Origin of the sequence: Leptolyngbya sp. PL-A3 (assembly GCF_039962325.1) — a bacterium.
Taxonomy (GTDB): Bacteria; Cyanobacteriota; Cyanobacteriia; order Elainellales; family Elainellaceae; genus Vacuolonema.
Genome location: NZ_JAMPLB010000005.1, coordinates 115,885 through 142,645 on the forward strand (window position 1 = coordinate 115,885; position 26,761 = coordinate 142,645).

At 52.2% G+C, this 26,761-nt stretch carries 15 protein-coding genes; 13 read left to right on the forward strand and 2 right to left on the reverse strand.

Going from position 1 to position 26,761, the window contains the following annotated elements; all coding sequences use genetic code 11:
* The first annotated feature begins 72 nt into the window (after positions 1–72).
* Complete coding sequence (locus tag NDI52_RS06390) at positions 73–924, forward strand: alpha/beta fold hydrolase (protein ID WP_242035830.1); 852 nt, start codon at positions 73–75, stop codon at positions 922–924.
* A 163-nt stretch (positions 925–1,087) separates the two neighbouring features.
* On the opposite strand, the gene NDI52_RS06395 is transcribed toward NDI52_RS06390, so the two are convergent.
* Positions 1,088–2,452, reverse strand: coding sequence for a hypothetical protein (locus tag NDI52_RS06395; RefSeq protein WP_190771935.1), 1,365 nt, complete (start codon positions 2,450–2,452; stop codon positions 1,088–1,090).
* 495 nt (positions 2,453–2,947) lie between these two features.
* Between NDI52_RS06395 and purN the strand changes: the two genes are divergently transcribed.
* Complete coding sequence (gene purN / locus NDI52_RS06400; protein ID WP_190771934.1) at positions 2,948–3,607, forward strand: phosphoribosylglycinamide formyltransferase; 660 nt, start codon at positions 2,948–2,950, stop codon at positions 3,605–3,607.
* Positions 3,608–3,985: 378 nt separating this feature from the next.
* Here the strand turns inward: purN and petH are convergent, their stop codons facing one another.
* A complete protein-coding gene (gene petH / locus NDI52_RS06405) occupies positions 3,986–5,203 on the reverse strand; it encodes a ferredoxin--NADP reductase (protein WP_190789405.1) in 1,218 nt (405 codons plus the stop codon).
* 632 nt (positions 5,204–5,835) lie between these two features.
* Between petH and NDI52_RS06410 the strand changes: the two genes are divergently transcribed.
* The 11 genes from NDI52_RS06410 (at position 5,836) to NDI52_RS06460 (ending at position 26,591) form a co-directional block, all read left to right on the forward strand.
* The gene (locus tag NDI52_RS06410) at positions 5,836–6,849 is read left to right on the forward strand and encodes a phosphoribulokinase (protein WP_190771932.1); all 1,014 of its coding nucleotides are present in this window, start codon (positions 5,836–5,838) and stop codon (positions 6,847–6,849) included.
* Positions 6,850–7,256: 407 nt separating this feature from the next.
* Complete coding sequence (locus tag NDI52_RS06415; protein WP_190771931.1) at positions 7,257–7,880, forward strand: TenA family protein; 624 nt, start codon at positions 7,257–7,259, stop codon at positions 7,878–7,880.
* Positions 7,881–8,055: 175 nt separating this feature from the next.
* Positions 8,056–9,846: a translational GTPase TypA gene (typA, locus tag NDI52_RS06420; protein WP_190771930.1), complete on the forward strand. Its 1,791-nt coding sequence runs from the start codon at positions 8,056–8,058 to the stop codon at positions 9,844–9,846.
* Positions 9,847–10,255: 409 nt separating this feature from the next.
* On the forward strand, positions 10,256–10,792 hold the full coding sequence (locus NDI52_RS06425) for a helix-turn-helix transcriptional regulator (protein WP_190771929.1): 537 nt from the start codon (positions 10,256–10,258) through the stop codon (positions 10,790–10,792).
* 870 nt (positions 10,793–11,662) lie between these two features.
* Positions 11,663–20,722, forward strand: a complete 9,060-nt coding sequence (locus tag NDI52_RS06430) for a DUF4347 domain-containing protein (protein WP_190771928.1) — start codon at positions 11,663–11,665, stop codon at positions 20,720–20,722.
* 398 nt (positions 20,723–21,120) lie between these two features.
* Positions 21,121–21,720 carry a tRNA isopentenyl-2-thiomethyl-A-37 hydroxylase MiaE gene (gene miaE / locus NDI52_RS06435; RefSeq protein WP_347280049.1) on the forward strand — a complete coding sequence of 200 codons (600 nt, stop codon included), beginning with the start codon at positions 21,121–21,123 and terminating at the stop codon, positions 21,718–21,720.
* Positions 21,721–21,820: 100 nt separating this feature from the next.
* Positions 21,821–22,303 carry a GNAT family N-acetyltransferase gene (locus tag NDI52_RS06440; RefSeq protein WP_190771927.1) on the forward strand — a complete coding sequence of 161 codons (483 nt, stop codon included), beginning with the start codon at positions 21,821–21,823 and terminating at the stop codon, positions 22,301–22,303.
* Between the two features lie 2 nt (positions 22,304–22,305).
* Positions 22,306–22,740, forward strand: coding sequence for an SRPBCC domain-containing protein (locus NDI52_RS06445; protein WP_190771926.1), 435 nt, complete (start codon positions 22,306–22,308; stop codon positions 22,738–22,740).
* A gap of 346 nt (positions 22,741–23,086) precedes the next feature.
* Entirely contained in the window at positions 23,087–23,503 is a 417-nt protein-coding gene (locus NDI52_RS06450; protein WP_347280053.1) for a DUF1499 domain-containing protein, read from the forward strand.
* Positions 23,504–23,813: 310 nt separating this feature from the next.
* Positions 23,814–24,824, forward strand: a complete 1,011-nt coding sequence (locus NDI52_RS06455; protein WP_190771924.1) for a threo-3-hydroxy-L-aspartate ammonia-lyase — start codon at positions 23,814–23,816, stop codon at positions 24,822–24,824.
* A 471-nt stretch (positions 24,825–25,295) separates the two neighbouring features.
* Positions 25,296–26,591 (forward strand): D-Ala-D-Ala carboxypeptidase family metallohydrolase, encoded by a 1,296-nt coding sequence (locus NDI52_RS06460; protein WP_190771923.1) that lies wholly within the window; start codon positions 25,296–25,298, stop codon positions 26,589–26,591.
* Positions 26,592–26,761 lie beyond the last annotated feature (170 nt).

The following is a 26,761-nucleotide window of genomic DNA, read 5'->3' on the forward strand; positions in this document are numbered from 1 at the left end:
CCGCGCACTATCTATTTGGGCCCCCAGGATGGGTAGGAATGAATGGCCAAACACGCCAGGAGAGCAAAATTGATGAAATGGTTTGGGGTAGGTTTAGCGATCGCCCTCTCCCTCTACGGCATTTTGAGCCTGCTCCTTTACCTCCGGCAAACCCGTCTTATCTTTTTCCCCTCATCGATTATTGAAAGCACGCCTGCCACTGTTGGCCTCGCCTTTAAGGATGTATGGATTGGAGTGCCAGCGGCGAAGGGCACTGAACGCATCCACGGTTGGTGGGTACCCGCTGGAACTCAAGAACGAGGCGCTCTGCTCTATCTCCATGGCAATGGCGACAATATTGGTGCCAACGTAAACCATGCGGCCCGATTTCAGCGCCTGGGATTATCAGTTTTGATGATTGATTATCGGGGCTATGGGCAAAGTGGAGGAGCCTTTCCCTCAGAAAAAACGGTTTACGAAGATGCCCAAGCGGCCTGGGACTACTTAACAGGGCCGTTAGGCTATCAGCCAGAACAGGTGATGGTGTTTGGGCACTCCTTGGGAGGGGCGATCGCCATCAATCTCGCCGTCCAGCACCCAGATGCGGCTGGGCTTATTGTTCAGGGCAGCTTTACCTCCATGCAGGAGATGGCAGAGCGCACTCTATCGTTTGGATTTCTACCTATTAATTGGCTTCTAACCCAACGCTTTGATTCCCTAAGCAAGGTCAAACGTTTGCAAATGCCAGTTTTCTACATTCATGGCCTGGCCGATCATCAGGTTCCATCGGATATGAGCGACAGACTTTATGAAGCGAGTCCTCAACCCAAGCGGCTTTGGCTGGTGCCGAACGCAGGCCATAATGGCTTAGCAGAGGTCGCGGGCCAAGCTTTCTCTAATCAGGTCGAAGCTTTTTTAGAACAAGCTATGCCTCAACATAGGTAACCTCAATTCGGGATAAGCCCGAGCGCTTCTTTTTGCCTGCCCTGCAAAAACTTAACCCGAACAGAACTGACGCAAGCCCGCTATCCGTAGCGCATTTGTGTTGTGGGTGGGGTGCGAAGCACCCCACCCACAACACAAATGCGTAAGCCCTGCCGAACTCAGATTAATTAGAAACGATAGTGCTCTCCAGGGGCCAGTAACGACCCTTCTGATAGATCCAACTAATTCCGTCTGGGTCAAGGCTTTGGCTCCAAGCACTAAAATCTTCCTGTAGTTTGCGTCGGCTCACAGTGCTGGGGCTCACCCGTAGGCGCTGGGCCAGGCTAATGCGGGTGAGAGCTTCGTTACGATCCCCTTCTGCCAGATCGAGATAAAACTCCCAGAAGGTAACGAGCAATAGCGCGAACAAAAGGATCACGGCTTCTGGGCGTTGTAAGGTTTTGAGCAGAGCCTTGATAGAGTCATCAACGTCTTCAAGAAATTCTTCTGTCTCAGCTTCTGCAACTGTCAGGGCAGTTTCCTCGGGGCGGGCCAGTACTCCTGCTTCGGGGGACGGTAGCGTTGTCGTAGAAGTTGCAACAGCTGCAAAAGGTTCTACAAGTTGTACAGGTTCAGCTGAGGCTTCTGCCTCTACTTCAGGGTCTTCTGTAAGCTCAGGTGAAGCTTCTACTTCAGGGGCTGACGAGGTTGCCGTAGAAGTTGCAACAGCTGCAAAAGGTTCTACAAGTTGTGCAGGTTCAACAGAAGCTTGTAGCTCGATTTCAGGGGCTTCTGCAGGTTCGGGTGAAGCTTCTGGCTCGACTTCAGGAGCTGACGAGGTTGTTGTAGAAGTTGCAACAGCCGCAAAGGGTTCTACAAGTTCTGTCGGTTCAGGTGATGCTTCTAGTGTGACTTCAGGATCTTCTGCCAGCTCAGGTAAAGCTTCTGGTTCGACTTCGGGAGCTGATAAGGTTGTCGTGGTTGCAACAGCCGCAAAGGGTTCTACAAGTTCTGCCGGTTCAGGTGAAGCTTCTGGTTCGACTTCAGGGGCTTCTGCGGGTTCGGGTGAAACTTCTGGTTCGACTTCAGAAGCTGACAAGGTTGTTGTGGAAGTCATAACAACCGCAAAGGTTTCTACGAGTTTTGTTGACCTTTCGGATGTTCCAGGGGTAGCTTCTGGGGCAGTGGAATCGGCTTCGAGAGCACTTGGGGCGGTTTCCGACGGGGTGGTGGTCATGCTACTCACGGCGGGTTCTATCTTCAGCACAAGTTCTTGCTTCCATGCTACTGACTCCTCTCCCACCCGCTGCCCATACAGAACAATTTGCTCTAGACTTTCAGCCTTGAGTTCTCGCATCAGCTTTTCGACCAGGGCACTCATCCGGCTAGCATCCGGTGCTGGCTCAGCTTCCAAAACTAGGTGGAGAGTGCGATCGCGCCGTGCTGCCTGCACATGCACCTCCAATGGCTTTAAGGTGTGGTTGAGAATGGCCGCAATTACCCTTGGATCGCCTTCCCGTGCCCGTCCTAATATCTCTTGAGAGCGCATCTTAGAACCCCTAACCATCATGCCAAGTTTAGTAGACCATCCAGAGGGGATCGTTTTCAACCCAAGTCATGTAGAGATTTGATAATGTTAGCTGGCCTCATTTCTAACTGTTGAGCTTGTCACCCTGACTTCGAGTTAAGGGCGTTTTCGTTGCCGCGCAACGTGCGGCAACGAAAACGCTGATTTTAGCGCACGCCAAAATCGGCGCTTCAACTTACCCTAAGTTCGTTACGTAATGATGGCTGCCTGCACCTGTAGGAAAAGAACTGGCAGAACACATTCATTCAGCAATTCTCATTTTGGAATTCAACCCGAAAATAGCCCGCCGAAGGCGGGCTATTTTCGGGCTTTGAAGCTGAGAGTTCATGCCCGAAGGGCACGAACTCTCAGCTTCAAAGCCCATACTGAGAATTGCTGACATTCATTGGTTTTTATCGCAGCATGGGATGAGGAAGTGCGATAGTAATGAGGTTTGTTGAATTTTGTAAGTGTTCCATGAGTGCCAGTCCTGCGTCCGCCTCCTTGGAGAGCAGTTTGCTTTCCCCTCCCATCTCCTCAGAGTTGTGGCAGCGCCACTGGGATGGGCCGCCCCTCCGGCTTGGGGTACTGGCATCGGGCAGTGGCAGCAACTTTGAGGCGATCGCCCAAGCCATTGCCAAAAAAGAACTCAACGCCGAAATTTGTGGCCTTATCTACAACAACCCTCAGGCCAAAGCCGCCGAACGGGCCGATCGCCTGGGCATCTCCAAAGTGCTCCTCAACCACCGCGAGTTTCCCAGTCGAGAAACACTGGATGGGGCGATCGCCCAAACCTTCTACGACCAGGGGGTTGACTGGGTGATTATGGCGGGCTGGATGCGCATTGTCACCCAGGTTTTGATCGACGCCTTTCCCGGACGCCTGCTTAACATTCACCCCAGCCTGCTCCCCTCCTTCAAAGGAGCCCATGCGATCGAGCAAGCCCTAGCGAGCGGTGCCAGAATCACTGGCTGTACCGTTCATCTCGTTTCCCTAGAGGTTGATAGCGGCCCAATTCTGGTGCAGGCGGCCGTTCCCATCCTTCCCGGAGATACTGTAGAAACTCTGCACCAGCGTATTCAAGCTCAGGAACATCGAATTTATCCGTTGGGAATTGCGATCGCTGCCGCATCCTAAACGAAAGACTAGAACGCCTGTAGACACCACAATCTCAGGCACAACACGACGTAACCCAAACCTGAGCCAAACCTCACAGATGCGAAGCGACCTAACACCTCCCCTGCAAAACCTCCTTGCCGAGGGAGTTTTTTGGAAGGGCAGCCCGTCCCCAAGCCAGGCCTTCAACCCCAACAGAACGTATGCCTCGTTGGGTACGTGTAACACACTCAGGACTTACGCATTTACGCTGTGAGTGGGGTGCTCTGCACCCCACTCACAGCGTAAATGCTCTAGATATAGCGGACTTGCGTAAGCCCTGATACTAAAAAAGCCAGTGATAGAAAAACAGAAAGGCTCGGCGATCGCCGAGCCTTTCTGTTTTTAAGCAAAGGTGGCTTAGTAGGTCTCTACGTGCCAACGCTCCTTAATCGAGCGCTGGTAGTCCTTCCACACAATGCCTTCCTTCTCGGCAGCGGCAGCCATCGCTGCATCAATGCCATCTTCCATACCTTTCAGACCGCAGATGTACACATGGGTCTTCTCTTGCTTCACCATGTTCCAGATCTCATCCGCATGCTCAGCCACCCGGTTCTGGATATACATCCGGCCGCCCTCAGCGTTTTGCTGCTCACGGCTGATGGCATAGGTCAAACGGAAATTGTCGGGATACTTCTGGGTCATCTCCTCCAACTCCTCCTTATAAAGGATGTTTGGAGTCTTCGGTACACCAAAGATTAACCAGGCAAAGCCTTTGAACTGATACTCAGGGTTTTTAGCCCGCTCGGCATCCTTGAACATGCGCCATAGGTAAGCACGGAAAGGTGCAATCCCAGTACCGGTCGCCATCATGATAATGTTGGCTTCGGGATCATCGGGCAACAGCATTTCCTTCCCAACGGGGCCAGTGATTTTCACATCGGCACCGGGCTCAAGGTTGCAGAGGAAGGTCGAGCAAACACCATAAACGGTTTCGCCGCTCTCTGGATGCTTGTACTCCAACTGACGAACGCAAAGGGAAACAGTTTGGTCGTCCATATTGTCGCCATGGCGAGTCGACGCAATGGAATACAGGCGTAGCTTGTGGGGCTTGCCTTTCGCGTCAATTCCGTCTGGAATAATGCCAATGCTCTGGCCTTCCAGATAACGCAGATCACCACCAGAGAGGTCAAAGGTGATGTGTTGAACGATCCCGATACCACCTTCACCAACTAGCTTCTCGTTACTCATGCACTTACCGATAAAAGGAGCATTCGGTCGGTAAGTGTTCACGGGAACATCTTTCTTGGTTTTTTCGCTTGCTTGCGTCATGGATGGTTTGCCCTGCGACTGGCTTGCTTCGGAGGGAGCTGACCCAGGCGCAACCTGCCCGTTCGATTCACCAGCAGGAGATACGGGACGAATGCTGACAATGCGGCCTCCCATGCGGGAAATCCGCTTCATTTCCTGATTCATCCGAGCGTAGGGCACTGTAATAAAGATGCTGCCACTCCGCCGAATGGAAGATGAAGAAGGTTCACTGTCATCCGTTTGCCGAAGCCCTTCGACCTCATAGACGAAGAGCCGAGAATCTGCCTGTGAGCTAGAAGAACTGCCCATTGCGCTTGGACTATACATCGTTAATTGACGCCCTATAAACCGACTATTGCTGTTCAAGATCAAAAAGCGTATCTGGTTATCACAGTGGCCCGTGGAATCACCAGACTGGTATCTAGATTAGCATCGCCGGAGGACGCATCATTGATGGAATTATGGGCAGATATGGCGTCAGACCCTCCAGCCCCACCATATCGGCCTCTTTCGTTGCGAAATGTTACTTTCGCTTCAATTTCACAGCTTCTTTACATTCAGGAATTAGGTAGATATTTCTTCATGCTTCGTAGCAATTGCCCCTCTTCCTTTTAATATGAATACATTCAGGTCGGACTTAAAAAATCTGGAATCCGACAGATCATCTTGTAGCGATCGCCCCTCTTCTGATAGGATCAGCCATAATGGATGGTATTAATACCTAGTAACGACAGGTGTATTCACCCGAGCATTTTGCGGGCTTTGTTTTTCCGTTGGATTAATTACGGGGATCATTCCTGCTAAATTTAAATGTCATGCATCACCGGCCAGCGTCATCCTGACAAACAGGTCACGTTGCGATCAATGCGGTCTTTTAGTGCCGTTGCCGGTGATTTGTCGTAGGGCGGGTATTGCGTTTCAGATAACTTGTGTCTTCTGTAGGGTAGTTTGAGGGAATTATGACCAGTCACATCGACCGTGTAGTACTCATCGGCGTCGCAGGGGATTCCGGCTGCGGCAAGTCCACGTTTCTCCGTCGTCTTGCCGACCTGTTTGGCGAGGAAATGATGACGGTCATTTGTCTGGACGACTACCACTCTTTGGATCGGAAGCAGCGGAAAGAGCACGGTGTCACCGCTCTGAACCCTGCGGCTAACAACTTCGATCTGATGTATGAGCAAATCAAAGCTCTGAAAGAAGGCAAGTCCATCGAGAAGCCTATCTACAACCACGAGACGGGCATGATCGATCCTCCTGAGACCGTTCACCCCAACCGCATTGTGGTAATCGAAGGCCTGCACCCCATGTACGACGAGCGCGTTCGTGAGCTGCTCGATTTTAGCGTTTACCTCGACATCGACGACGAAGTGAAAATCGCCTGGAAGATCCAGCGAGACATGGCTGAGCGCGGCCACACCTACGAAGACGTAATGGCGGCTATCAACTCCCGTCGCCCCGACTTCGAAGCCTACATTGACGTACAAAAGCAATACGCTGACGTCGTTATCCAAATTCTTCCCACCCAGCTTATCCCCAACGACACCGAGCGCAAAGTTCTTCGCGTTCGCCTCATCCAGAAGGATGGCATCGAAGGTTTCGAGCCCGCCTACCTGTTTGACGAAGGCTCCACCATCGACTGGATCCCCTGCGGCCGCAAGCTGACCTGCTCTTACCCCGGTATTCGTCTCCACTACGGCCCCGACGAATACTACGGCAACAGTGTTTCCGTTCTGGAAGTCGACGGTCAATTCGATCGCCTGGAAGAAGTGATCTACATCGAAAGCCACCTCAGCAACACCTCTGTGAAGCACTACGGTGAACTGACCGAGCTGCTGCTGAAGCACAAAGAGTACCCCGGTTCCGCAAACGGTTCTGGTCTCTTCCAGGTGCTAGTTGGTCTAAAGATGCGCGCCACCTACGAGCGTCTGGTCAGTGCCGAAGCACCTCTGGTTGCCAAGGCTTCCGCCAACTAATTACTGGCCATACTGTGGACATAAAGGGGGCTTTAGGCCCCCTTTTCGCATTTCTAACACCGAAAAATACGAAGAGCTGCTCCCCAGCCAGCAGGTTTGGAGGGTGACGCGCCTCCGACGAGACTTCTGCACCCTATTTAACCTGAGTTCGGGTTAAGGGCATTTTCGAGTGCCGCGCAACGCGCGGCACTCGAAAATGCCCTTAACTGAGGTTATTTACTATCCAAAAGAACTGGAGCGGCCTCACTCTTATCCTCTTCGCCATTTGGGTTAGGACGTGAGAAGGGAACCGAAGTACTCGCTTTTCATGTCCTAACCTAAATGGCTCTCGCTATATCCCTGTTCACCCTGCTCCTTCCCAGACCCCACCTGGGAATCCTTGTTAGATAGCTCTCATTCCCCTAACCATGACCCTGGCTGATACCCTCTGGAACGTCAATCAAGACTTGGCGATCGCCTGCCTCGACCATCCCTTCGTCCAGGGCATTGGTGACGGCACCCTACCCCGCGAGATCTTTGCTTATTATGTTGGGCAAGATGCCTTCTTCCTGGAAGCCTTTGCCCGCGCTTATAGTGTTGCAGCGGCGAAAGCTCCTGATTGGAATGGCTTCTCTACATTTCACGCACTGGCAGATGGCGTGCTGCAAGAGTTAAAGCTGCACCAATCCTATGCAGCAGAGTGGGGAGTTAACCTGCGGGACGTGCAACCTGGTGCTGCCACCCGTCAGTACACCGACTTTTTACTCGCAACTGCATGGGGGCAAGAAGTGGGTATGACGGCGGCAGCAATGTTGCCCTGCATGAAGCTTTATGGATTTTTAGGCCAGGAGTTAGCTGTAGGGGGTATTCCTGATCATCCCTATAGCAATTGGATAAAAACTTATAGTAGTGGTGACTTCGAACCATTGATTCAACAACTGGCTGAACTCACCGATCGCTACGCTCATGCAGGCCGTACCGTTGAAGCCACTTACCGTTACGCTATGCGATGCGAATTGGACTTCTTTAAAGGAGCCTGGGAAATAAAATAAGCGATCGGTTTTCCCCCTGCCCAATTGACCATTGTGAACTTAATATAGAAATATTGCGGTTTGTTTAGACTCATTTTTCTATGAACTCCTCAGCCGGGGAGTCGAGTCCGATCGCGTTCCGGGTCGCAGGCCCCCTCGGCCTCCCCATCCAATCCCTCCCAATTCAGGTTCTATTATGCTTTCTCCCATTCGCAACGTTGCCATTATTGCTCACGTTGACCACGGTAAGACTACGCTTGTTGATGCACTGCTGAAACAATCTGGCACCTTTCGTGAGGGGGAAGAGGTTCCGGATTGCGTGATGGACTCCAACGACCTGGAGCGGGAGCGGGGCATTACCATTCTTTCCAAAAACACCGCTGTTCATTACAAAGAAACCCTCATCAACATTGTTGACACTCCGGGTCACGCTGACTTCGGCGGTGAAGTGGAGCGTGTTCTGGGCATGGTTGATGGCTGCATCCTGATTGTGGACGCCAACGAAGGCCCCATGCCCCAGACCCGCTTTGTACTGAAAAAAGCATTGGAAAAGGGCCTGCGTCCTATTGTGGTCGTGAACAAGATTGACCGTCCCCAGGCCGATCCCTTTGGGGCGATCGATAAAGTATTGGATCTGTTTCTCGAACTGGGTGCAGATGACGATCAGTGTGATTTCCCTTACCTGTTTGCTTCTGGCCTCGGTGGCTTTGCTAAAAACGACCTGGACGACGAAGGCGTTGATATGCAGCCTCTGTTTGACGCCATTTTGAAGCACGTTCCGGCTCCCGTCGGTGATCCTGAGAAGCCCCTGCAATTGCAGGTCACAACCCTGGACTACTCTGATTACCTGGGCCGCATCATTATTGGACGGATTCACAACGGCACCATCCACATGGGGCAGCAGGCGGCTCTGATGAAGGAAGACGGTTCTATTGTGAAGGGCAAAATCACCAAGCTATTAGGCTTTGAAGGTCTACGGCGGGTTGAAATTGCCTCCTCTACGGCAGGCAATATCGTTGCCGTTGCTGGTTTTGCAGATGCCAACATTGGCGAGACCGTTACCGATCCGAATTCTCCTCAAGCGCTGCCCCTGATTAAGGTAGACGAGCCGACTCTGCAAATGACCTTCTCGGTCAATGACTCGCCGTTTGCAGGTCAGGAAGGACAGTTTGTTACGTCGCGTCAGTTGCGCGATCGCCTGATGCGCGAACTGGAAACCAACGTGGCTCTACGTGTAGAACCCACCGACTCTCCCGACAAGTTTGCTGTATCAGGCCGTGGTGAACTTCACCTGGGCATCCTGATTGAAACTATGCGTCGGGAAGGCTACGAATTCCAGGTATCTCAGCCTCAGGTGATTTACCGTGAAGTCGGCGGTCAGCCCTGCGAGCCCTATGAAATGCTCGTGCTCGACGTGCCCGAAAGTGCGTCCGGTAGCTGTATCGAGCGGTTGGGCCAGCGTCGCGCCGAAATGCAGGACATGCGGATTGGCGATATGGGACGGACTCAGCTTGAGTTCGTTATCCCGGCTCGTGGTCTGATTGGCTTCCGGGGTGATTTCATGCGCATGACCCGTGGGGAAGGCATCATGAACCACAGCTTCTTCGACTATCGCCCCCTCTCGGGTGATATGGAACTACGCCGCAATGGGGTGCTGATTTCCTTTGAAGAAGGCACGGCTACCTTCTATGCCATGAAGAACGCTGAAGATCGGGGTGTTTTCTTCATTACCCCCGGTACGAAGGTCTACAAGGGCATGATTGTGGGTGAGCACAATCGTCCTCAAGATCTGGAGCTCAACGTTTGTAAGACCAAGCAGCTGACCAACCACCGCGCTTCCAGTGGTGAGGAATTGGTACAGCTTCAGGCTCCCATCGATATGAGCCTGGAACGGGCTCTAGAGTACATCGGTCCCGATGAGCTGCTAGAAGTAACTCCTGAGTCTATTCGCCTCCGGAAGGTGTCGAAGAAGCTCGCGAAGCGTTAAGCAATAAAAAAGGGGGAGCTTTGCTCCCCCTTTTTTCCATGAACCTGTTGATCAACAGAACGTAATAATTACGCTTTGAGGAAGCCCGCTTTAGGGCTTCCTTATTTTTCTTTCTGCAACTTTGCCGAAATTTCATAGGGGCTCACTGTAGAAATTTTTGCAAGTACATCAATCCCAGTTTCGTGGCACTTCCGGAAAATGCCATCGTCTATATGCACTTCTAACGAAGTCTGGGTCATATCCATCAGAAAAATTGCTTGAGCTTGCCAGCCCCCAACTGTGTATTCCCGTCGTGATTCCCTGTAATTCCTGTTTCTTCAACGTACCGCTTGCCGCTAATGCATTCGGTTCATTGGCTGTCGGGTCTTAGAGCCTGTATTTCTTGTCCCATTGAGCCCCCCACGAAGACATGAAAATCAACGACCTTGTCAACTTCTTCCCCGATGGTGTTCTGGTTTTGAATCACCACGGCGACATTGTTTTTTCCAACGCCTATGCCAATCAAATTTGCCAAAAACTTTTAGAGGAAACTCCTACCACTGCTCCTGTCGCTGATGAAATCTGGCAACTTTACCAGTTACTGCGCAAGGCCAGTGATGGGGCGATCGCTCCCGAACGCCTTGCTCTCATGGAGGGAGAATTCTACACCGGTCCGGGTAACGACATCCGCGTTCGCGTTCAGACGGTGCAGTTAGAGCAGACGGAGGGTCTGTGTTTTCTGATTGTGCTAGAGGATCGGCAGGAAACAGTACGGCGGGCGGCGGTTGCCGAAATCAAAAAATTCAAGCTCACCCCCCGGGAAGCAGAGGTTTGGGTGTGGCGTCGCATGGGGATGACCTATAACGAAATCGCGGCCAAGCTCTTTGTGACGATTGATACAGTCAAGAAGCATCTAAAAAATATTTATGCCAAACGGGAAGCTACTGAGTGGGCTGAACAGGGTTAGGCTCCTTTGCAGATGTTTTAGATGAAAGGAAGGAGTTAGAGCCATAGCTCCAGCTCTTCCCTTTTATGAATGATCCAGCTGTTCTTATACTCCCTTCCATTTCATGTGGCGCAGGAGAGGGGTAAGGGGCATCGTCCCACATCCCTTTCCGGCACCTCATGAAATTGAAAAATGCTGTAAGTAACCTCAGTTCGGGATAAGCTGAAGTGCTCATTTTGGCGTGCGCTTTGCGCACGCCAAAATGAGCGTTTTCGAGTGCCGCGCAACGCGCGGCACTCGAAAACGCCCTTAACCCGAACTCAGGTTAAGTAGCTCAACTCAACTACAGTGCTGTGCGCATTTGTTATGTCACTCGTGCAGCTGATACGCATTTTGGATTGCATGTTTAATGATGCCTGCTGACTAATGACTGAAGAAATACCGAGGAAACTATCTACAAAGATTTTTAGCCGAAAAAATTAGCATATCTAAATGGGAACTAAGAAAAAGTACTGAGTGTTTCACTAACTTATTAAAGAACGCTACTTTTATAGAAAGTGGGATGTTTTATGGCTGCTTAGTGAGATTTCTCTTGTGAGGATGTTTCTATTGAAAATAAAGTTATACATTTTTGTTTCTAAATAATAGAAAGAGTTGTTTTTAGAGCTTCTGTTTCTATAAATGTCCTCATTAAAAATACCGAGTTTTTTAGAAGAAAACTAATTTCTTGAAGAGCTATAAATTCCCATTGTTTAGGGATTTCAAGATTTTGTTAGGTAATTATCACGGTATTCCTTCGGTAGAGCTTGGGAAGGCTATAGGTGTCTAAAAATACTTCGGATTGGCGTTGGAAGTGTCGCGAAGTATTCATCGGCTTTACGAGGTTCTACCATGAGTTATTGTGCCGTGACCGCTGGCTTTATCCGCGAACAAAGCAGCGCTTCTGACATTCGGCCTGCTGCTTCCACAATTGTTATTATCGACCCCTCTATTGAGGCCCCTGAGAGTCTAGCAAATGGTATTGCTAGTGGGGCTAATGTTTATATACTTGAACCTCAGCGAGACGGAATTGAGCAAATTACTCGGATTCTCCAAGTCCATAGAGAAAAGATTGCGCTAACTACGGTAGCCCTACATATCATTTCCCATGGATCGCCTGGCATTTTGTATTTGGGTGCCGCTCAACTAGATCTTGCAACAATTGACCGCTATGCAACTCAACTAAAATCATGGTTCGCAGTACCTGGTGCTGAGTTATTGCTCTATGGCTGTAATGTTGCCACTGGGGATGCTGGAGCCGAGTTTCTCGAAAAGCTTTATGACTTTACAGGCGCTAGCATTGCGGCTAGCAGTACTCCCATCGGCCATCGCCATCAGGGTGGTAACTGGGTACTAGACACACAGCGCGGCAGCGTCACTGCACCTCCAGCTTTTCAAAATGGGGTTTTAGAAAACTATTCTGGACTGCTAGCGACTACAGCGAGTATTGCCCGACTTAACCCGACAAGCGCTTCCACGAATGCTGACAATGTGACATTTCAGGTCACATTCAGTGAAGGCGTACAGAATGTTGATCCTACAGATTTTGTGCTGTCTGGTGGTAATACTACCGGAGCCTCTATTGCTGTCACCCAGGTCACGCCTTTGGTTTACAACGTTGCCGTGACTGGAATTACAGGCTATAACGGTACGCTCAATCTAGACTTTGCGACTGGTCAAAATATTACTGCCGTGGCTGGTGGTACGCCGTTTGTGAGTACAAATCTGACGGCAGAAGAAGAATACAGCCTGGATAACACGCCTCCCACGTTGGTGTCGTTTTTGCGGCAGCCCGTTGCGGGTGCTAATACAAATGCCGATGTCCTGGTTTTTCGGGCCACCTTTAATGAAACGGTCATTAATGTTGATCCCTCTGACTTCGTCGTTACCGGCACAACGGCCAGCATTCTGGGGGTGAGCTCGGTAGCCGGTTCTCCAGGTGTTTATGACATCACGGTTGCGGGTGGTAACTTGACGAATCTTCCATCTGGAACGGTTGGCATTAATTTATCGCCAACTAGCAACATTCGTGATGTCGTGGGTAATGCCCTCGTCATCCAAGAACCCACTCCTGAGAACGACCAAACCTACAACGTGGATAATGTTGCTGCCACAGTGGTCAATGTCTCTGCTGTGCCTGCATCAGCCACACCAACTCGCTACAATACCGGGGATCAAATAACCCTGGCTGTCGAGTTTTCAGAAGCCATTACGGTGGTGCAAGGTTCGTCCTCGACTTCACTGCCCCAACTGATTTTAGAAACGGGGGCGGTGGATGCGATCGCCACATACAGCGGCGTTGATGCCACCAATCCAAAGGTTCTGCTCTTTACCTATACGGTTCAAGCTGGCAATACCAGCCCAGACCTCGCGTACCAAAGCACTACGGCTCTCATGTTGAATGGCAGTGCCATTCGGGACGCGGCTGGCAACAATGCTGTGCTGAACTTGCCAACTCCCGGCACTACGGGCTCACTCAACTCTACCAGTGAGGTCATCGTCGACACCACAGCTCCTACCCTGGTCTCCTTCGTCCGCCAGACTCCGGCAGGGGCCGTTACCAATGCTGACACCTTGGTGTTTCAGGTGACCTTTAATGAAGGTGTAAACAATGTTCTTCCGAATGCAGATCCCCTTCTAACTATTGACGACTTCGTCGTCACGGGAGGTTCTACAGCAACTGTCACGAGCGTAACCCCGGGGAGTAGTCCTTCGGTTTACAACGTGACGGTTAGTGGGGCCGGTTTAACAAACTTTAATGGCACGGTTGGCCTTGCCTTGGCTGCTCAGCAGGATATTGTTGACCTGGCAGGTAACCCGTTATTGCCAACCCAACCGGCTACCAATCAGGCCTACACCGTCGACAATACTTCAGCAACCGTCGTTAAATTGACGTCTCCTACCGCTAACGGACGTTACAACGAAGGCGACTTGATTCAAATTACGGTTGAATTTTCGGAAGTTGTTACCGTTACGGGTGCTCCACGGCTGCTCTTGGGGAACGGTGCAACAGGGGCAACGGCTAACTATACGAGTGGCAGTGGCAGCAAAATTCTCACCTTTACCTATGTCGTTGCAGCCGGGGATACCAGCGCTGATCTGAATTATGTAGATATCAATTCCCTGCAATTAGGCAACGGTGGGGCCATTCAAGATGTTGCTGGTAACGATGCGGCTCTGACCTTGCCAGCATTGGATTCTGTTAATTCCCTAGGGGCAAGTAAGAATCTGGTAGTGGATACGACGGCACCGAGCCTGCTTTCCTTTACCCGGCAAAACCCGACTATTAACACAACCAATGTCGATAGTCTGACCTTCCAGGTGTCTTTTAGCGAAGCGGTTCAAAGCGTAGATATATCCGACTTCACAGTTGGAGGGCTCACCACCGCAACCGTCATAAGCGTGATACCTGTTGGCACTGACGGGACGGTTTACAACGTGACCGTTTCAGGTGGCGATCTGGCTAACTTTAATGGAAGTGTTGGGCTTAACCTATCCAGTACCCGGAATATTACCGACTTGGCGGGTAATGCCTTGCCTGTCGCCGAGCCAGCTGGCGACCCATTGGTATTTGACCAAGCCTATAACGTCGACAATACAGCTCCCACAGTGAGTGGTGTGAGTTCGCCAGCGTTGGATAAAAGCTATAAAGCGGGCGAGTCCATTGCCATTACAATCCAGTTCTCGGAGACCGTGAATGTAACAGGTACCCCGCAGTTAACGCTAGAAACAGGTGTTAGCGATCGCCTGGCCACCTATACCGGTGGAAGCGGTAGCAACACCCTCACCTTTACCTACATTGTTCAAGCCGGGGATACTGCTGCTGATCTGGATTACCACAGCGCTGCAGCACTGGCTTTGAATGGAGGCATGATTCGGGATCTGGCCGGTAATAACGCCAACGTGTCCCTTGCAGCTCCTGGCGCAACTGGCTCCCTGGCTGCCAATAAAAATTTGGTTGTTGATACCACTACCCCCAATCTGTTATCAATCATTCGGCAAACGCCGAGTGCTGCTACCACCAACCTGGACAGCGTTACCTTCCGGGTAACGTTTAGCGAAACCATGGTAGGGGTGGATGGGGCAGACTTCGTTGTGACAGGGGCTACGGGGACGAGCGTAGCAGTAACTCCGGTGGGAAGCTCTGCTACGGTTTACGATGTCACCGTTTCGGGGGGGAACCTGGCCGCTTTCAACGGTGATGTTGGGCTGAACTTGGCGGCTCAACAAAATATTACCGATGTAGCGCTCAATGCCTTGCCAACGGTGGAGCCTACAACCGACCAGCTCTATACCATCGACAACGTCGCGCCTACGGTGCTGAATGTAACATCACCGACGGCAAATGGGCGCTACAACGCTGGAGATGTTCTCCAGATTGCCGTCAAGTTTTCGGAGAAGGTCGCGGTCACGGGTATTCCCCAATTAACGCTGGAAACAGGGATAACCGATCGTGTAGCAACCTATGCTAGTGGCAGTGGTAGCGACACCCTTGTCTTCACCTACACCGTCCAAGCCGGAGATACCAACGCTGACCTTGAGTATGTGAGCACGGCAGCCTTAGTTGGCACCATTCAGGATGCGGCCGGTAATGTGGCTATCCTGACCCTGCCTGCGCCTGGGACGGCCAGTTCTCTGGGAGCCAATAAGGACCTGATCATTGATACGGCTGCACCTGTGCTGACTGCCTTGACCCGACAGACACCGCTGGCACCGATTACCAATGCTGATAGCTTGGTCTACCGGGTGACCTTCAATGAAGCGGTGCTGGGGGTGGATGTCTCTGACTTTGTTGTCTTCGCTTTGGGCCCCAACCCGCTGACGGCTACAGTCTCTACCGTAACCCCTGTGCAGGGAACAGGGAATACCGTCTATGACGTAACCATTTCTGGCGGTAACCTGGCCAACTACAGCGGAGATCTACAGCTCAACCTCGCAACTGGGCAAAACATCACGGATTTGGCTGGGAACTCGTTACCCTCCGCACCGCCTGCCCTGAATGAGGTTTACAGCCTTGACAATACTCTGCCTACGGTTACTAGCGTCACCTCTGCTGCTGCGGATACCCGTTACAACGCGGGTGATTTGATTCCTATCACCATTACCTTCTCGGAAATCGTGACGGTTTCGGGAACCCCGCAGTTGGTTCTGGAAACGGGAACGAATGATGCGATCGCCGATTACGTCAGCGGCAGCGGCACCAACACTCTGACCTTTAACTACACCGTCGGCACCGGAGAAAACAGCTCTGATCTGGACTACCGCAGTACCGTTGCCCTAATGCTGAATGGAGGCACTATTCGGGATGCGGGTGGCAACAATGCGAATCTCACCTTACCAACCCCGGGGGCCGCGACGTCTTTGGGTGGCAGTAAGTCGCTCATCGTCGATACTACGGCTCCCAGTGTGACGTCCATTGTGCGCCAAAATCCGGGGGTCGAGCTGACCAATGCTGATAGCCTGGTTTTCCGGGTGGCCTTTAGTGAAGCGGTGACCAACATTGATACCGCAGACTTTGTTGTTAATGGTTCTACCTCCGCTACCGTCACCAATGTTCTTGCGGTTAACGGCTCAACCACGGTTTACGATGTCACGGTTTCTGGCGGAGATTTGGCCAGTGTGAATGGTCCCATCGGGCTCAACCTCGCGCCCGCCCAGAATATTACTGATCTGGCAGGCAACCTGCTGCCGCTGGTCGAACCTGCTCCTGCTAATGACCAAACCTACAATCTGGATAATATCCAGCCTACGGTTACGAATGTCAGCGCTACGACAGCGAATGGGCGTTACAACGCAGGTGACACCATTGCGATTACGCTCGAATTTTCGGAAGTAGTCACTGTCACAGGTGCTCCTCGACTGACGCTAGCGACGGGTGGTACAACGGGGGCATTGGCGACCTACAGCGGTGGTAGCGGTACCAACACCTTGACCTTTACATATACCGTTAGAGCCGGGGAAACCAGTGCCGATTTAGATTATGCCAACACGACTGCTCTGGATTTGAATAGTGGCAGCATTCGAGATGCGGCTGGCAACCTGATCGATGTGGCTCTAGCCGCACCAGGCACGGCTAACTCTCTGGGGGCGAACAAAGATCTCATCGTTGATACAACGGCTCCTAGCCTGACGGCGATCGCCCGCCAACTGCCGACAACCAACCCGACGAATGCTGATAGCCTGACCTACCGTGTCACCTTTGGTGAAGATGTTCAGGGGGTTGATGCGGCAGACTTTGTGGTGGATAGCACTAGCACCGCCGCTGTTTCGGGTGTGACTCAGATCAGTAACTCGATTTACGATGTCACCGTTGCAGGCGGCAACTTGGCTACCTTCAATGGCACCGTGGGCTTGAACCTGGCTACTGCGCAGAACATCACCGATCTGGCTGGTAATGCTTTGCCAACTACTGCCGAATCTGCTGCCGTCACGGATGAACGCTACACCCTGGACAACACTGCTGCTACGGTGGTGAGCGTCACATCCACCACTGCCGATGGTCAATACAATGCGGGCGATGTCATTGTTGTGACCGTGCAGTTTTCTGAGGTGGTGAATGTGGTGGGAACACCCCAGTTGACCCTGGAAACGGGGACTGTGGATGCGATCGCCGAGTATACAGGGGGTGACGGTACCAACACACTCACCTTTACCTACACCATTGCGGCTGGCCAAAACAGCTCTGACCTCACGTACATCAGTACGTCAGCCCTGACCCTGAATGGCGGCACCATTCAAGATACCTCCGGCAATGATGCGAACCTGGCTCTGCCTGCCCCGAATGCACCAACAACGTCTTTGGGGGGCAGCAAAGCCCTGGTAGTTGATACCATCGCTCCCACTATGTTGTCCATCGAGCGCCAAACTCCGACGGACAGCCCTACCAATGCTGACAGCCTCACCTTTAAAGTGACGTTCAGCGAGGCGGTAGAGGGGGTCGATGTGTCGGACTTTACCGTGAACGGCATACCCTCCGCCAGCATTACCAGTGTGACGGGCAGTGGAGCCGTGTACTCAGTAGTCGTTGCGGATGCGGCCTTGGCTAGCTTCAATGGCACCGTTGGGTTGAACCTGGCAGGAACCCAGAATATTACCGACGGGGCAACTAATGCATTGTTGCCGGGTGAGCCGACCACTGATCAGACCTTTACCCTCGACAACACGCAGCCAACCATCCTGGGTGTTAGCTCCTCGACGAACAATGGCAGCTACAACACAGGCGATACTGTCTCGATTACGGTGCAGTTCTCGGAATCCGTCAACGTTACGGGGACACCGCAGCTTGCTCTGGAGACCGGCACGACGGATGCGATCGCGACCTATGCCAGTGGCAGTGGAACTGACACCCTCACCTTTACCTATACGGTTGCAGCTGGAAACAGCACGCCCGATTTGGATTACACCAGCACGAATGCTCTGACTCTCAACAGTGGAACCATTGGGGATGCTGCGGGTAATGCTGCTGATCTGACGTTGCCCGCTCCAGGTGCAGGTAACTCTTTGGGGGCGAACAAGGACCTCATCATTGACACGACGGCTCCTACACTGACCGCAATTACCCGACAAGATCCAATTGATCAACTGACCAGTACCGACTCACTGGTTTACCGCGTGAGCTTTAGTGAGGCGGTTACTGGCGTGACAGCCGATGATTTTGCCGTCGTGGGGGGAACCACCGCTACGGTGACGAATGTCACGAGCATTGGGGTTTCTGTGTATGACGTAACGGTATCGGGTGGAAACCTGGCGACCTTCACGGGAACAGTGGGGCTGAGCCTGGCAACAGGGCAGCCAGGCCAAAACATCATAGATGTGGCCGGCAACGCACTGCCAACGGTGGAACCCACCACAGATGAAACCTACACGTTAGACAATAGTGGGCCAACAGTGGTGCGGGTGTCTTCCTTAGCTGCGAATGGGAGCTACAAGGTGGGTGATGTGATTGACATTACCCTGGAGATGTCAGAGGTGACCAATGTTGCAGGTGCGCCACGTCTGGCCTTAGAAACGGGGACAACCGATGCTGTAGCCGATTACTTCTCCGGCAGCGGTACGAATGTTTTGACCTTCCGATATGTCGTGGGCCAGGGGGATGTGAGTGAAGACCTGAACTATGTCTCAACGACAGCCCTGTCTTTGAATGGTGGCTCGATTCAGGATGTATCGGGGAATGATGCCGTTCTCACACTGCCAGCGCTGGATAGCCCGAATTCCCTCGGGAGCATCAAGAATATCGTGCTGGACTCGGCACCTCCTCAGCTGACGGCGATCGCTCTACAAACTCCCAATACATCTGCCACTAATGCAGATAGCCTGGTCTTCCGACTGACCTTCAGTGAAGTGGTACAGAATGTTGATGCAACTGACTTTCAGGTGAATGGTACAAGTGGTGCCACGGTTACTGGAGTCACTCCGGTTGGTGGCACGATGTATGACGTCACCGTATCCGGTGGGAACCTGGCCAACTTCAACGGCACCGTTGGGCTGGATCTCGCGACGAGCAACAACATTATCGATGCCGTAGATTATGCCCTTCTGCCAGGTGAACCGGATGTGGATCAGGTTTACACCCTGGATAACGTTGTTCCGACCGTAACCTCCATCCTTCGGAAAACTCCGACTACACCTGTTACAGGGGCCAGTAGCGTAGTCTTTACCGTCAACTTTAGTGAAGCGGTAGAGGGTGTCAACATCAATGACTTCAGGCTGAACCGAACAGGAAATCTGCAGGCGACTGTCGCATCCGTTTCTGCCAATCAGGGTAATGCGATTGATGTCACGGTCAACATCACAGCGGGGCAGGGTGATCTGAGATTGGATGTGTTGTCTGGTGCAACCATCGCTGATGCGGCAGGTCAGACTCTCGCTGGGGGCTTTACGACGGGTGAGGTTTATACCCTGGACACGGCTCTACCCAGTGTCTCATGCGATATGGTCGCGGCAACCCTGCAGGATGGCCGATTTGATGCAGCCACAGGAAGACTGTTCCTTCGGTTTAATGAAGCTGTTACGGGATTGGGCAAGAGCGACTTGCGCCTGACACGTAATGGTGTTGCTTTAAACCTGGATCGGGCAACCCTAACGGCAAATGCCAATAGGACTGTCTATACCCTGAGTAATCTGGCGCCCTTAACGACAGCTCAGGGTCGCTATAGCTTTACGCTCAGAGCCGCAGGTGCTGGCATTGCCGATGCGACGGGTAATGCGCTGACTCAGGGTGGCTCTATGACCTGGCTGCGAGGTGTGACGGCACTTCAACCGCCTGCTATCCAGTTTGTGACGTCGCCCCTCGGTCGCAAATTTACTGGAAGTAGAGCGAATGAAACGGTCCGGGGGACTTCAATCCACGACATCCTCTATGGTCAGGGTGGTAAGGATGCCATCTTCGGCTTGGGGGGTGACGATAGGCTCAGTGGTAGTGGTGGCAATGATGTTGTTTATGGCGGGTTGGGGAATGACCAGCTAGTCGACGGAACCGGGGATGACGTTCTCTATGGCGAGGTTGGCAACGACTTCCTGTTTGGTAACGCGGGCAATGACACCTTATTAGGGGGTGACGGAGCCGATATTCTAAACGGTGGTACGGGTACGGATGTCTTAACGGCGGGCAAAGGGCGTGACATTTTCCGGTACAACACGTTGCAGGATGGGGGGGATACAATCCGCGATTTCCAGGCCGGTCAGGATCTAATTGATCTATCTGAGATCTTCAAGCTAGCAGGTTTCCGTCAAGGCACACCGTTTGCACGCTTCATCCAATATGTTCGGTTAGAAGCGGCAGGCACTTCGACCCGTCTACAGATTGATCGAGACGGTGTGGGAACCGGGCAGGAGTTTGTGACTCTGGCCACTGTGCAAAATGTTCGTCCAGGTCAACTGAGTTCGAATAATTTTGTCATTACCCAAGGATGAGTGGGTCGCGATGACCAATCGCAACCTGAGGGTTCTGTCTAATACACAAGAGGAAGGTGGGATACAGTCTCCCCTGCCTCCTATGTCAGAACTTACGCAATTTTTGTTGTGTATGGGTGCTTCATACCCATACACAACAAAAATGCACCCAACATAGGCGAGCTAGCGTAAGTTCTCGTGTATTGGATGGTCATGAAGCTTCTAGTACGCTGAGGCGGAAATCCATCACCTATGTTTTTGTGTAGGGTGCGAACTTAGGCCGCAGCCTACTAGAGTGACATCCAGGTTCAGGGCCGCTCTCGTTGTTCTAACCTGGATGGCATAAGATCGAAGAGACGCGGTTGGGTTATATCTAATAACCTGCACCGCTTGCTTTGCAACAGTTGCTGGATTTGCCTGTGGAAACTTTGGCCCCTAAACCGATCAAATTTCTAAAACAGCCCACCTCAGAGGCGTGGATAGAGCAGGCGATCGCCCATCTCGATACGGTTCTACTCGACCATTCCCACTGCGAACGCAAGGCAGCCAGCGTTGCCCTCAATTTGATGTTTCGCTATCCCTCCCATCGGAAATTGGTGCGGGCATTGACGGCGATCGCTCAGGAAGAACTGGAACACTTCGAACGGGTCAACCAATGGCTCGACCGTCGGGGCGTTCCCCTGGCTCCCCTTTCGGCTCCACCTTATGGAGCTGGGCTGAAAGCGCAGGTTCGGCGCGATGAGCCGGAGCGGATGCTGGATTTACTGCTAGTAGCCGGACTGATTGAAGCCCGAAGCCATGAACGGTTGGGTTTGCTGGCGGCCCACTGCCCCGACCCAGAACTATCTGCTTTCTATCGAGGATTGATGGCTTCAGAGGCGCGGCATTATGGGGCTTATTGGACGTTAGCGATCGCTGACTTCGATCGGGATACGGTTAACCACCGTCTTGATGAACTCGCTACTGTGGAGAGCGAATTACTGGCAACGCTGCACCCAGAACCCCGCATTCACAGCTAAAGAGATTTCCGTAGAAGTCTCTTAATGTGTTGTTGGATAAAAGGTATTCAGACCCTGAGCGTTGCCGAGACTGGGTTTCTGGAACCTCATGCAGAGGCTTATGAAAACGATCTATCAAAATTTTTTGATTCGCGATTGGGAACCGGGCGATCGCCAAACGGCCTTTGACCTGATTGCTACCGTTCTCAAAGAATGTGGCCTGGATAGCCAACCTCATCTGGCCGACTGGGATGTGTGGAACGTGGAGCAGGCTTACCAGGCTACGGGTGGGCAGTTTTGGGTGGTAGAACAAGAAGGGCGTATGGTGGGAACGGCAGCCTTTTATCCGGTAGAACGGGGCGAAAAGGCGGTCGAGATCCGTAAGATGTATCTGGTGCCCGAGGCGCGGGGGCTGGGGCTGGGGCGATTTTTGTTAGGGGAGTTAGAGACGGTGATTGCCCACCTCGGTTATACCCAAATCTGGATTGAAACCGCCAGTGTGTTGAAGGAAGCCGTGCGCCTGTATGAGGGGCATGGCTATTTGCCCAGCCCGGAAGTAGAAACAACGCGGTGCGATCGCGCCTATGTGAAGTATCTGGTTTAACTATGCCCAGCCTTTACACCGAGATTGAAATTAATGCGCCCCGAGCGGCGGTTTGGGATGCTCTGGTACGGAAGCGCGACTGGCTGTACTGGAACACGTATCTATACGATCGCTCACCCGAACGGCCATTTCGCCAGGGGGAGACGGTTAAGCTATGGCTGAAGCGAGAGTCACGGGAGACAGAAACAGAAATTGAGCCGTTAATTACGCTGGTGCAACCCGATGTGAGTTTGCAGTGGGTTTACACGGCTCCTGGGTTTCGCTGTCAGCATGGATTTGAGCTACAGGAGGTGGGGCGAAATCGGACGCGCTATACCCACCGGGTCAGATTTTCAGGCGCACTATCGAGCGTTTTTCTGCCATTTATTCGCAGGGAGGAACAGCGGGGGCTACGTCGCATGGCCCAGGAATTGAAGCGTTACCTGGAAAAGTATTAGGGCGTGTTTTAAAGCTGGCTGCAAGGGCCATCTTTGCACCTCTTTCGTAGAAGTATTAGAACTCCTGCGTGAATCGTTGCGTGGCTCCGCCGCGCAACGATTCACGCCCCAAAAAAACGATTCATGCAGGAGGTCTATTCATTGAGGAGTGGGATGTGGCGCTATAGGATGGCTATAGACGTTCATTGAACGCAACGTTATCCATCCTGGAGTTTGTTCTGAGAAGTTTATGCTGAAAATTTTGATGACATGGCTGGTGGCCGTTGCGCTGTTTATAGGAACGGCTGCTCCTGCCGTAGCCTATCCCTTGTCCCTTTCCCCTTCCGATGTATTGATAGCTCAAACCATGGCTAAGAAATCGCTGTTTTCTTTTTCCGGTACTCGCCCTGCTACCCTGGGCGTCAAAGACGGCAAGCTGGCAGCCTGCCCTGGTTCTCCCAACTGTGTTTGTAGCCAAAGCCTTGAAGCGGATGCAGAACACTATGTTGCACCGTTGACCTTTACTGACAGTGCTCCGGAGGCGATCGCCCGCCTCAAATCGGTCATCACCAACCTGCCCCGCACGGAAGTAATCCAACAAACGGAAAACTACCTCTATGCCGAATTCACAACACCATTGATGGGTTTTGTGGACGATGTAGAATTCTTTGCGGATGCCGAAACGGGTACACTGCACGTGCGATCGGCATCGCGTCTGGGGCAGTCTGACTTGGGCTTGAATCGCAAGCGGATCGAGGAAATCCGGGCTGCGTATAACGCGTAATTCTATAAAGCTCGTATTGTTCCAAAACAGAGGATGGGTGGTGCGTTGCGCCACCCATCCTCTTTCGGGTTCTAGAGTGATTCCATCGGCCCGGATATAGCGGCGTGCAAATGCGTTAAGTACAAAAATGGTGGTGTAGGGTGCGAAGCGCCCTACACCACCGTACTGAATCAACACGCAAAGCGCTATATAGCCTTACGAACCTGATTCGGACAGGTTAATTTTTGAAAAGCTACACTCTGCATGGCTTTTCAAAAACAATCTTCCTCGTTTTAAGCGCATGGCCCTATACAACCCGGAGACTTAGGCGATGGCAACTCATGCTTCTGAATTTGTGGCAGATGCAGCGGAATTACCCGTCAGTTTTGCTGATGTAGCGGCAGCGGCAGAACGGTTATCTGGTGTTGCCCACAAGACTCCTGTGATGACCTCCCGTACGGTGAATGAACGCACACGCTGCGAGGTATTTTTCAAGTGTGAAAACTTCCAGCGGACGGGATCATTTAAGTTTCGGGGAGCTTATAACGCGATCGCTCAACTCACCCCCGAACAGCGTCAACGCGGTGTTCTCACCTTTTCGTCAGGTAATCATGCCCAGGCGATCGCCCTTTCAGGCCAACTACTTGGGGTCGCCACGACCATCATCATGCCGGACGATGCTCCTGTCGTTAAACAGCAGGCAACTCAGGGCTATGGGGCAGAGGTGCGGCTGTACGATCGCACCTCCGTAAACCGAGAAGCCCTGGCCCAGGAACTGGCTACAGAGCAGGGTTCTGTGATCATCCCGCCCTACGATCATCCGCACATTATTGCGGGGCAGGGAACGGCAGCGAAGGAATTGTTAGAGGACGTGGGGCCGTTGGATTACCTGCTGGTGTGTTGTGGAGGAGGTGGGTTGTTGTCGGGAAGTGCGATCGCGGCTCACCACCTTGCTCCAAACTGCCGGATGGTCGGGGTAGAGCCTGCTGCTGGAGACGATGCCACCCGATCTTTCTACAGCCGCACTCTGCAAACGGTGCATAATCCTGACACGATTGCCGATGGGGCTCGCACACCATTTCTAGGGAAGTTGACCTTTCCGCTGGTGCTGCATTATGTGACCGATATGGTGGCGGTGCCCGATCAAGCGCTCCTTCGCACACTCTTTTTCCTATGGGAGCGGATGAAGTTGGTGTTGGAACCGACGGGAGGGTTGGCGGCTACAGCCTTGCTGGAGAACTTTTATGCCGTGCCTTCAGGAAGCCGAGTCGGCGTTATTCTCAGCGGCGGCAATGTCGATTTGCGTCAGGTAGCATCCTTATTTGCCGCAATGGAGCTGTGAAGCTATAACCCAGTGGGGCATGAGAGATGGATGTGGGACTGCGCTCCATATCCATCTCTCGAACCTCATCAGACCGGAAAATGCTGCATAAAGTAACCTCAATTCGGGATAAGCCCAAAAGCCCGTTTTGTCGTGCGTATAGCGCACGACAAAATGGGCTTTTTCGAGGGGCGCGCCTTGCGCGCCTCTCGAAAAAGCCCTTAACCCAAACTGAGGTTAAAGTACAGTCAATAAAAACTTGTAGCTCCTGAGAATGAGAATTAACTGCTCCCTCAGTACGTTTCTACTTTGAGCGGATTCAGCTATGGTTTTGAGCGGAAATCTGTGGTCTCCCATCTACTCCGTCAAAATTAGTCGTCTCTGTTGCGAAATGTTATGTTCATTGGGCGATCGACGGTGTATAAGGTGAAGGGGAAATAGCTCCTTGGGCTACTTTCCAAGAAAAGGAAACCCTAGCGACGAGGCAATGCAATGGTGCAGCGAATTCTGCGAGTCATACGGGACGGCCTGTTTAAACTGCGCCCAGATCCCTCCGCCGAACTTTCGCCCCGAGAAACCTACGCCGTTAAGGCCGGGCAGACGTACCAGCTTCAATCCTATGCCTACGCCGACATTAACGGTGACTTTGACGGCCACATCAAGTTTGCTTTGATGGGCCAATCCATTCAGGGCTTTAACACCTGGTTCGTCCATAGCTCCAACGCTCAGGTAGAGTTTGACGGAGTGATTGTGTATCCCCATGAGGATCAACAATCACTTCCAATTCTCAAGGTGGTACGCGATACAACCTTCAAGCGACGTCCCCTGCAAACGTCTGTGTTGGACCCCAGCGAAACGGTGAATGTAGTTGCTGGTCGGCGCTTTGTCTTGCAGTCCTATGCTTATGCTGACAGCCAGGGTGATTTCAGCAACCACATCAAAATCTCTATTAACGACCAGGAAGATTTTCTAAATGGTCGTAGCACCTGGTATGTGTATGACCAACATGCCTATGTGGAATTTGATGGAGAGGTTGTTTATCCCAAAATTGAGCCGAATGATTTTGTGCTGCGAGTAACGCGTAGCACCCTCTTCAAGCGCCGCCCACTGCAGACCTCCCAGCTTCCGGCAAATGAAAAAGTTGATGTTGCCCAGGGTAGCACCTGGATTCTTCAATCTTATGCTTATGCCGATGCCCAAGGTGATTTTGACGACCACATCAAGTTTGCCTTGAAGTATCCCAAAGACTTTGTTAACGACTTAAGCACCTGGTACGTCTATAAGGGCCATGCTCGGGTTGAATTTAGCGGCAAAATTGTTTATCCGCCTCCCACACCGACGGCACCGCCACCACCCCAGTACAGTGGTACGCGATTCCGGCTTCCGGGGAGCTATGGCACGGTCTATACGGATCAGCCCATTATTCCGGGTGGGAACTTTACCTGGGGCGAGGCTACCAAGAACGGCTCACGCATTCCCCCTACGGTTGCCGTTACCGAAAACATTATTGGCCTGGCCCGTCAGCTGCAACGGGCACGAGAGCAACTGGATCGGCCGTTCCAGATTAATTCCTGGTATCGTCCGCCGGAAGTGAACAACGAGGTGGGTGGAGCCAGCCGGAGTCAACACCTGTTTGGCCGGGCTGCTGATATTCAAGTGTCAGGGCTCAGTGGACGACAGGTTGCTAACGCGGTGTTCGGCTGGTGGAATGGCGGCATTGGCATCTACAGCAACATGCCAAGTGTGGTGCATCTGGACACAGGGCCACGGCGTTACTGGGGTTTCTAAACACACTGATTCGCATCTCGCAGCTTATCTGCAAGTCTGTTACGTTCAGTGAAATGAAGGTTTTTAGAGGTGCCCGAAATGTTGATTTTCGTGCGTACATGCACGAAAATCAGCTCCTTTTGAGTCTGACTCAGCATCTTCTAATTGGTTGCTTTGAAATGCGTTAAACC